Source organism: Streptomyces sp. NPDC005752, assembly GCF_040630715.1.
Classification (GTDB): domain Bacteria; phylum Actinomycetota; class Actinomycetes; order Streptomycetales; family Streptomycetaceae; genus Streptomyces.
The window spans coordinates 124,575-133,814 of record NZ_JBEXYB010000016.1; the positions used below are offsets into that span (position 1 = coordinate 124,575).

Below are 9,240 nucleotides of genomic sequence, written 5' to 3' on the forward strand. Positions count from 1 at the left end.
TCCGGCCATGTCCACGAGCACCCTCCAGGGCTGGAGCCTGCGGCCGGCCACCTTCGAGGACATCGAGCCCATGGCCGAGATCCGGGCCATGGCGATGCGCCCCGACCTGGAGCGCCTGGGCCGGTACGACGAGCACCGGGTGCGGCAGCGGCTGCGTGACGCCTACGTCCCCGAGCACACCTCCGTGGTGGAGGCGGACGGACACGTCGTGGGATGCGTCGCACTGCGGCCCTCCGAGGACGGCTGGTGGCTGGAGCACTTCCACCTCGCGCCGGAGCTCCACGGCAGGGGCATCGGCACGGCCGTCCTGGCCGGCCTCCTGGCCCGCACCGATGCCGAGGGCGTGCCTGTCCGGCTCAACGTCCTGCAGGGCAGCGCCGCCCGCAGCCTGTACGAGCGGCACGGCTTCACCCTGGAGCGGGAGGACCCGGTGGACGTCTTCATGGTCCGCCTGCCCCGTACCGGGTCCTGACCCCGGGCGCAGGAGCCGGACTCGACCTCGTGTGGTGAGCCGTCGGCACATGGTCGCCGCGACAATCACGCTGCGCGGTGTCGACGTCCCCGCCGAGGCCCGCGAGAAGGTCACCGGCTACGGCGACACGGAGCTCCCGGGCCGGTGGCCCAGCCGTGCCGTCACCGCCTCCCTCGGTCGAAAAGATCTTCACCGAGCGCTGACGTGACGGGCGGGAGCCGTCTGACCCCTCACGTACGGGTGACCGTGCCGCACTCCCCGTCGGGCTGCCACTCGCTGCGGTTGTAGGGGTCCACATCAGGCCCGTTGGAGCTGGGGCCCGGGCCGTCGTCCGGGAAGGACGGGTGGAGGAAGCCGTCGTTGCGCTCGCAGGCGGTGTTGCCGAAGTTCTGCTGGGAATTGACCACGGAGAGCTTGCCGGACGTCGCCACGAACTTCTCCGGGTCGTGCAGCGCCACCGTCAGCTCGCGCCTCACGATGGTGCGCGCCACCTCGTCCTCGCCCACCCTCACGAGCGGGTAGACGAAGGTGTAATCGGCCTTGACCTCCACGGAGCCCGTGGGGCCCGCTTCGAAGCTCATCCGCCCACGGGTCTTGACGACATCTCCCACCAGCCGGATCTCGTCCGGGTCGAACCGGCTGAACATCATCAAGGGGTCCCGTTCCTCACCGGGTTCCGCCAGGGACTCTTCCAGTCGCTTCCGCTCCCCCTCCTGCAAGGGGTCGAGCAGGTCCAGCGCCTCCTCGGGCGTCTCCCCGCGCAGGGTGGCCGGATCGAGATTGGCCGCGACGAGGAACTGCCGGGTCGCCCTCAGGGCCTGTTCGACCTCGTCCTTGCTCATCCCCCCGACCGCCTCGGCCTCCGGGACCTCGATCCCCGCTGCCCCGTCCGCCCAGCGGACGGCGGGCGAACCCCGGAAGGGCTGTGCCGTGGTCGGCCGGTCCCGACCGGACTCGTCGTCCGGTGCGGCGGTCGGCGGCGCGGTCTCGGCCGGCAGCGGCGAGATGTCCACGGAGCCGGCGCCTCCGGGGAGGTGGTCGGTCAGCAGGCTCGGCCGCATGGCGACCGCCAGGACCCCCATGACCAGGACGAACCCGAGGAAACCGGCGAGACGCCGCCGCTTCCGGGAACGGCCGTTCATCTCCTGCCAGGCCGGGCCGGTGCGCCACCCGTCCGGCTGCCACGGCTCGGCGGTCTTGCGCTTCCGGCCGAAGCGCCGCCCGCTCGCGGCGGCCTCCTCGTCCAGCGCGCGCAGGCGCGCGGTGACCATCCGGGCACGGGCCGAGGGCTCCTTCGGCGCGTCACCTGCGCCGCTCTCGGCCTGCCGGACGAGTTCCGCCCACTGTTCGTCGGAGACAAGGCCCCCCTCGTCCGGGTGGTCCGACGGTTCTCCTGCCGGCGTTCTGGTGCTCACTGTTCTGTTCCACTCCCCCACGCGACTCTGCCACCACCAGTTCACGCTGCCGGGCGGTGTTCAAACAAGAGTGCGAAGCGAACAGTGACGATCATGTGATGCCACACGCCCTGAACAGCTCGCGGCAGGAGCGGCCGAAGGGGAAGAAGTCACGGCACGTACGTCACGGCGCGGCGCGGCGCGGCGACGGGGCCGTCCTCGCTGCCCGGCGTGGGGCGTTGGACCGTGGCGTCGGGGTACTTCAGGAGCAGGCGTGCGCATTCGACGCGTTCGGCCGTGGGCCAGTCACGGGTGATGTGCTCGGAGGCCTGCCGCTGCTGGACGGCGGAAGTGGCCGAGAAGGGTGATGCAGTCACCTGTTCATGGACCAGCCGCACACCGACGAGATCATCGGCCTCATCGCCGCCTCCCGGCGCGTTCGTCGCCCCCTGTGTCGTCCTGAACGCCTCGATGACGGGCATCAGCGGTTCAGACCTCGCCGACGACCCGCGCGTCGGCTCACGTCTGACCCCCGCGTGGAACGAGACCCTGCGCGCTGCCACTCTCACCCCGGCACGCCGTTTCGGCCTGTCGGACCGCGGCCGCATCGCCGAGGCGCTCCGCGCAGACCTGCTCCTGGTGGACGGCGACCCGACCACCGCCATCGCCGACACCCTCAACCTCCGCGCGGTCCGGCGTCGCGGCACGCTCACCCGGCTCGTAGCCTGACCGGCGCGCCGACCGGCCGGCCCAGGCAACCGGACCCGGCCCCTCCGGGGACCACCGCCTGAGCGCCGCGCGGGCCGGGCAACCCGTCCGCCCGGATCCCCGTCTATCCCTCCGCAGGAGCAGGCGCACAACCCTGACCTGCGATGACCGACAGTACGCAGCTCAGGGCACCGGCCCGCCCGCTGCGGGGGACGCGGACGGAGTGCGTGGCGTGACGGATCAATCTGCCCTGCCCGGAAACGGCGTGCTACGACGCACCGTCGTCACCACGGCCGTCGCCGGGATGACGCTCAGCGCCTGCTCGGTCCCGGCGCCCCGGCGGTCGGACCCCGCACCGAATCCCGCACCCGGCATGCCCATCAGCACCGCGCGGCGGGCGCTGCTGATGCAGATACTCGCGCACCCGGACGACGACCTGTACTTCATGAACCCGGACACCCGGCGCGCCCTCGACGCCGGAGCACCGCTGGTCTGCGTGTACCTCACAGCGGGCGAGGCCGACGGCCTCAACAAGATCCCCGGCCGCCCCCGCCCCGCACCGGACAAGGCGGCATACTCGTCCGCGCGCCACCAGGGGCTGCGGCAGGCCTACGCGACGCTACTCGGCCTGGACAAGTTCACCCCCTGGGAGATATCCGTCGCCCAGCTCGCCGACGGGCACCGGGCCGAGGTCAACACCCTGGGCGCCGGGGGCCGCAGGGTCGAGCTGGTCTTCGTCAACACGGCTATGCACACCACCCGTCACCGCCTCGGGCTGCCCAGCCTGTGGCACGACCGACGGCTGACCCTCCGCACGGTCGTCGCCGAGGGCTCCCCCCTGGACCGCCCGGGCACGTACACGTACGACGGTCTCGTCGACGTCCTCGTCGGGCTGCTGGAGCGCAACCGGCCGACCGTCGTACACACCCTGGACCCCGATCCGGACGTCCAGCACAGCACCGAGGCCGTCCGGCGCCAGGACAGCGAACAGCCCGGCTACTCGGACCACGCGGACCACACGGCCGCCGCCTGCTTCGCCTGGGCGGCGATGATCCGCTGGGTCGCAAGGAGCACGCGTGACGGCGGCCAGGTGCCGGGCTTCGCGGTCACCTCGTTCCGCGGGTACTACAACCGGCACTGGCCCAAGAACCTCCCGACGGCCGTGCTCGCGGAGAAGGCCGCCCATCTTGTCCCCTACGGCGGTTCGCCCGGCTGGGACTGTGGCAACCGGTCGGGCTGCGGGGACTACAACGTGGGCGGTGAACGGCCGCTGACCAACAGGAAGGGCTGGGTCCGCTCCACCCGCCACCGTTATCCGGGCGACCGCACCGTCGTCACCGCCGGGCCCGGCGGCCGGCTCGACGCCTATGCCGTGGTGGGGCTCCGCCTGGTCCGGTGGCGCGAGACCGAGCCGGCGGGCGGGGTGTGGGGCCCGCCGGTCGACCTCGGGGGCGGTCCGCTCGCCCCGGCGCTGGGGTCGGCCACCGCGGGCGACGGCACCCTGCTGCTGTTCGGGCTGCGTTTCGCGGCACTCCGTGGGCACGGGTCGGACAACGAGCGCGAGATCGTGCTGCTGGAACAGACCGCTCCCGGCGGCGGCTTCCTCGCCTGGCGGGGTCTCGGCAACCCCTCCCCGGGCCGGGACGACGGACGCCGCATCGGTGTACCCGTCGCCGTGACGGCACCGGACGGCAGGATCCACCTCTTCGTGCGCAACGCGGGGAAGGGCGTCAGCACCCGGGTGCGTGAAGCGGACAGGACGTGGGGCGAGTGGCGCGACATGGGCGGCGGGGAGGTGCAGGACGGCCTGAGCGCCGTGGTGGACCGCGCCGGCCGCGTCCACGTCCACGCGGCCGGTCATCACGCCGTGCACCACTGGACCCAGGAAGCGCCGGGCTCGGAGCTCACCGCCAGGACGCAGATCGGTGCCGGACCCGTGCCGGGTGACGCACCCGCCGGGCTGCCCGCGGCCGACGGTTCCGTGTACCTGTTCTACCGGGCGCAGGCGCGGGCGGTGACGACGGCTGTACGGGACGGGGTGGCCTCGGACCTCGCCGGCTTCGACGGGTACGGAGAGCTGGCCGCCGCCGGCCCCACCCTCCTCGGCCGCACCGCCGAGGGACTGCTCCAGGTCCTGACGGGCGCGCGGTTGTCCCGGCGCTCGCAGGGGCCCGTCGCACTGGACGGGGCCACGCTCCGGCTCGGCGACGACGGGCGTCCGGTGGTGGTGGGCCTGGGCTCGGACGCGCTGCCCTTCGCCTGGCGGCCGTAGAAGGGCACCCGGGCGGACTCGTCGGCGCGGCTGCAGCCGGCCGTGGCTCGGCGATCCGGACCGCGTCGACCAGGATGCGATCGGGCAGTTGGCCGACGACGGGGGACAGCCGGTTGCGTACGGTACCCAGGCTCAGGAGGAGGTCGGCGGCGATCTCTCGCGCATGGGAACCGGAGGCGGTCAGCCGCAGTGCCTCCTCGCCGTCGTTGAGCGGGCTGGCTCCGGCACAGGGCGTCCCGCATCCTGGGGTCGGTCACCCGCCCTCCCCCGGCGACCCCGCGGATGACGTCCGCCATCTCCGCGGACACGCGCCGCACATGCCGAAGGGCCCCGCACCTCTCGCGAGGTGCGGGGCCCTTCTTGGTGCTCAGTGAGGAGCAACCAGGTCAGACAGTCAGGTGATTACTTGACGATCTTGGTGACCTGGCCGGCGCCCACGGTCCGGCCACCCTCACGGATGGCGAACTTCAGGCCCTCTTCCATGGCGACCGGCTGGATCAGCGCGACGTCCATGAGGGTGTTGTCACCCGGCATGACCATCTCGGTGCCCTCGGGAAGGGTCACAACGCCCGTCACGTCCGTGGTACGGAAGTAGAACTGCGGGCGGTAGTTGTTGAAGAAGGGGGTGTGACGGCCACCCTCGTCCTTCGACAGGATGTAGGCCTGGGCCTGGAACTCGGTGTGCGGCGTGACCGAACCCGGCTTGATGATGACCTGGCCGCGCTCGACGTCCTCGCGCTTGATGCCACGGAGGAGCAGACCGACGTTCTCACCGGCCTGGCCCTCGTCGAGCAGCTTGCGGAACATCTCGATGCCGGTGACCGTGGTGGTGGTCTTCTCCTGCTTGATGCCCACGATGTCAACGGTCTCGTTGACCTTGAGGACACCACGCTCGATGCGGCCGGTGACGACCGTACCGCGACCGGTGATCGTGAAGACGTCCTCGATCGGCATGAGGAACGGCTTCTCGACGTCACGCTCGGGCTGCGGGATGTTCTCGTCCACGGCCTTCATCAGGTCGAGAACGGTCTTGCCCCACTCGGCGTCGCCCTCGAGGGCCTTGAGCGCCGAGACCTTGACGACCGGAAGGTCGTCGCCCGGGAACTCGTACTCGGAGAGGAGCTCACGAACCTCGAGCTCGACGAGCTCCAGGATCTCCTCGTCGTCCACCATGTCGGCCTTGTTCAGCGCGACGACGATGTACGGCACGCCTACCTGGCGGGCCAGGAGCACGTGCTCCTTGGTCTGCGGCATCGGGCCGTCGGTGGCCGCGACCACGAGGATGGCGCCGTCCATCTGCGCCGCACCCGTGATCATGTTCTTGATGTAGTCGGCGTGACCCGGGCAGTCGACGTGCGCGTAGTGACGCGACTCCGTCTGGTACTCGACGTGCGCGATCGAGATCGTGATACCGCGCTGACGCTCCTCAGGAGCCTTGTCGATCTGGTCGAAGGCCGAGGCCTCGTTCAGGTCCGGGTACGCGTCGTGCAGCACCTTGGTAATGGCGGCCGTGAGGGTCGTCTTACCGTGGTCAATGTGACCGATGGTGCCGATGTTGACGTGCGGCTTAGTCCGCTCGAACTTTGCCTTCGCCACTGGGGTCCTCCTGAGTGGTTCTGTACGCCTTGCTTCATCGGCGCCAGGTGATCTTTGCTGGAATGCCGGTGCCGGAGGCATTCGCCGTACTGCTTGCGCACTGCGACGAATGCCCGACCAGGCTCCGGTGACAAGCCTAAAGCGTGAGCTCGGAAGAGTTACTCGCCCTTGGCCTTCGCGATGATCTCCTCGGCGACGTTCCGCGGAACCTCGGCGTAGGAGTCGAACTGCATCGAGTAGCTTGCGCGACCCGAGGTCTTGCTGCGGAGGTCTCCGACGTAGCCGAACATCTCCGAGAGGGGCACGAGGCCCTTCACGACGCGAGCGCCGCTGCGCTCCTCCATGGCCTGGATCTGGCCACGGCGGGAGTTGAGGTCGCCGATGACATCGCCCATGTAGTCCTCGGGCGTGGTGACCTCGACGGCCATCATCGGCTCGAGGAGCACGGGGGACGCCTTGCGGGCACCCTCCTTGAACGCCTGCGAACCGGCGATCTTGAAGGCGAGCTCCGAGGAGTCGACCTCGTGGTAACCACCGTCGAGAAGGGTGACGCGGACGCCGACCATCTCGTAACCGGCCAGGATGCCGAACTGCATGGCTTCCTGAGCACCCGCGTCCACCGAGGGAATGTACTCACGGGGGATGCGGCCACCGGTGACCTTGTTGACGAACTCGTAGGAGGCGTCGCCACCCTCGATGGGCTCGAGGGCGATCTGCACCTTCGCGAACTGGCCGGTACCACCAGTCTGCTTCTTGTGCGTGTAGTCGATGCGCTCGACGGTCTTGCGGATCGTCTCGCGGTAAGCGACCTGGGGCTTGCCGACGTTCGCCTCGACGCGGAACTCGCGCTTCATGCGGTCGACGAGCACCTCGAGGTGAAGCTCGCCCATACCACCGATGATGGTCTGGCCGGTCTCCTCGTCGGAGTGCACCTGGAAGGAGGGGTCCTCCTCCGAGAGGCGCTGGATGGCGACACCCAGCTTCTCCTGGTCACCCTTGGACTTGGGCTCGATGGCGACCTGAATGACCGGAGCCGGGAAGTCCATGGACTCCAGGATCACCGGGTTCTTGTCGTCGGACAGCGTCTCACCCGTGGTGGTCTGCTTCAGGCCCATGACGGCGACGATGTCACCGGCGCCCACCGACGCGATCTCCTCACGCTTGTTCGCGTGCATGCGGTAGATCTTGCCGATGCGCTCCTTCTTGCCCTTGACCGAGTTCAGCACCGCGGTGCCGGCCTCGAGGCGACCGGAGTAGATCCGGACGAAGGTGAGCTTGCCGAGGTGCGGGTCGCTCGCGATCTTGAACGCGAGGCCGGAGAACGGCTCGTCGTCCGAAGGCCTGCGCTTGACGACCAGCTCCGGGTCCTTGACGTCGTGGCCCTCGATGGCCTCGACGTCCAGGGGGGAAGGCAGGTAGCGGACGACCGCGTCGAGCAGGGGCTGGACGCCCTTGTTCTTGAACGCCGTGCCACAGAAGACGGGGGTCACGGTGACGGAGTCGGCCGTGCCCTTCGACGCGAGGGTGATCCGACGGATCGCCTCGTGCAGCTGGTCCTCGGTGGGCTCGACGCCCTCGAGGTACAGCTCCATCATCTGGTCGTCGTTCTCCGCGACGGCCTCAAGGAGCTTGCCGCGCCATTCCTCGGCAGCCTCCGTGTGCGTGTCGGGGATGTCGACCGTGTCGTACATCTCGCCCTTGGCGGCCTCTTCCGACCACACGAAGGCCTTCATCGACACGAGGTCGACGACGCCCTTGAAGTCGGCTTCGGCACCGATGGGGAGCTGCATGACGAGCGGAACCGCACCGAGGCGGTCGACGATCATGTCGACGCAGCGGTGGAACTCGGCGCCGGTGCGGTCGAGCTTGTTGACGAAGCAGATGCGCGGGACGCCGTAGCGGTCCGCCTGACGCCAGACGGTCTCGGACTGCGGCTCGACGCCGGCCACACCGTCGAACACGGTGACGGCACCGTCGAGGACGCGGAGCGAACGCTCCACCTCGACGGTGAAGTCGACGTGACCCGGGGTGTCGATGATGTTGATGGTGTGGTCAACATCATTGAGCGGCCAGTGACAGGTCGTCGCGGCGGACGTGATCGTGATGCCGCGCTCCTGCTCCTGCTCCATCCAGTCCATCGTGGCTGCGCCGTCGTGGACTTCACCGATCTTGTACGAAACGCCGGTGTAGAAGAGGATCCGCTCAGTGGTGGTCGTCTTGCCCGCGTCGATGTGGGCCATGATCCCGATGTTGCGGACCTTGGCCAGGTCAAGCGAAGTGGTGGCCATAAGGCTCAATCTTCTCTCGGTCTCGATGGGGGTAGCGACTACCAGCGGTAGTGCGCGAAGGCCTTGTTGGACTCGGCCATCTTGTGGGTGTCCTCGCGCTTCTTGACGGCAGCGCCAAGACCGTTGGAGGCGTCGAGCAGCTCGTTCATGAGGCGCTCGGTCATGGTCTTCTCACGACGGGCGCGGGAGTAACCCACGATCCAGCGCAGCGAGAGCGTGGCGGCGCGACCGGGCTTGACCTCGATCGGCACCTGGTAGGTGGCGCCACCGACACGGCGGGACTTGACCTCGAGCGAGGGCTTGACGTTCTCAAGCGCGCGCTTCAGCGTGATGACCGGGTCAGCACCGGTCTTCTCGCGGAGGCCTTCCATGGCGCCGTACACGATCCGCTCGGCGGTGGAACGCTTGCCGTCGAGGAGGATCTTGTTGATCAGCGAGGTGACAAGAGGAGAGCTGTAGACCGGGTCGATGATGACCGGGCGCTTCGGGGCGGGGCCCTTACGAGGCATT

Annotated in this window: 8 protein-coding genes and 1 pseudogene; 4 read left to right on the forward strand and 5 right to left on the reverse strand. The window is 69.4% G+C overall.

Features of this window, described 5'->3' with window-relative positions:
* Positions 1 to 7: 7 nt before the first annotated feature.
* Positions 8 to 472, forward strand: a complete 465-nt coding sequence (locus ABZ441_RS16060) for a GNAT family N-acetyltransferase (protein WP_358973535.1) — start codon at positions 8 to 10, stop codon at positions 470 to 472.
* A gap of 49 nt (positions 473 to 521) precedes the next feature.
* A complete protein-coding gene (locus ABZ441_RS16065) occupies positions 522 to 680 on the forward strand; it encodes a hypothetical protein (protein ID WP_358973538.1) in 159 nt (52 codons plus the stop codon).
* Positions 681 to 702: 22 nt separating this feature from the next.
* Here the strand turns inward: ABZ441_RS16065 and ABZ441_RS16070 are convergent, their stop codons facing one another.
* The gene (locus ABZ441_RS16070) at positions 703 to 1,887 is read right to left on the reverse strand and encodes a hypothetical protein (protein ID WP_358973540.1); all 1,185 of its coding nucleotides are present in this window, start codon (positions 1,885 to 1,887) and stop codon (positions 703 to 705) included.
* A 149-nt stretch (positions 1,888 to 2,036) separates the two neighbouring features.
* Positions 2,037 to 2,243: a hypothetical protein gene (locus tag ABZ441_RS16075; RefSeq protein ID WP_358973543.1), complete on the reverse strand. Its 207-nt coding sequence runs from the start codon at positions 2,241 to 2,243 to the stop codon at positions 2,037 to 2,039.
* Here ABZ441_RS16075 and ABZ441_RS16080 point away from each other — a divergent pair.
* Positions 2,238 to 2,595, forward strand: a pseudogene (locus tag ABZ441_RS16080) (amidohydrolase family protein); the annotation flags it as partial. The gene ABZ441_RS16075 and the pseudogene ABZ441_RS16080 sit on opposite strands and share 6 nt — an antisense overlap.
* Positions 2,596 to 2,878: 283 nt before the next feature.
* Entirely contained in the window at positions 2,879 to 4,846 is a 1,968-nt protein-coding gene (locus tag ABZ441_RS16085; protein ID WP_358973609.1) for a PIG-L family deacetylase, read from the forward strand.
* 402 nt (positions 4,847 to 5,248) lie between these two features.
* Here the strand turns inward: ABZ441_RS16085 and tuf are convergent, their stop codons facing one another.
* From tuf to rpsG, 3 genes are all read right to left on the reverse strand, one after another.
* Positions 5,249 to 6,442, reverse strand: a complete 1,194-nt coding sequence (gene tuf / locus ABZ441_RS16090) for an elongation factor Tu (protein ID WP_014154597.1) — start codon at positions 6,440 to 6,442, stop codon at positions 5,249 to 5,251.
* A gap of 158 nt (positions 6,443 to 6,600) precedes the next feature.
* Positions 6,601 to 8,730, reverse strand: a complete 2,130-nt coding sequence (gene fusA / locus ABZ441_RS16095; RefSeq protein ID WP_358973546.1) for an elongation factor G — start codon at positions 8,728 to 8,730, stop codon at positions 6,601 to 6,603.
* Positions 8,731 to 8,768: 38 nt separating this feature from the next.
* Positions 8,769 to 9,239 carry a 30S ribosomal protein S7 gene (gene rpsG, locus ABZ441_RS16100; RefSeq protein WP_014154599.1) on the reverse strand — a complete coding sequence of 157 codons (471 nt, stop codon included), beginning with the start codon at positions 9,237 to 9,239 and terminating at the stop codon, positions 8,769 to 8,771.
* Between the last annotated feature and the right edge of the window lies 1 nt (position 9,240).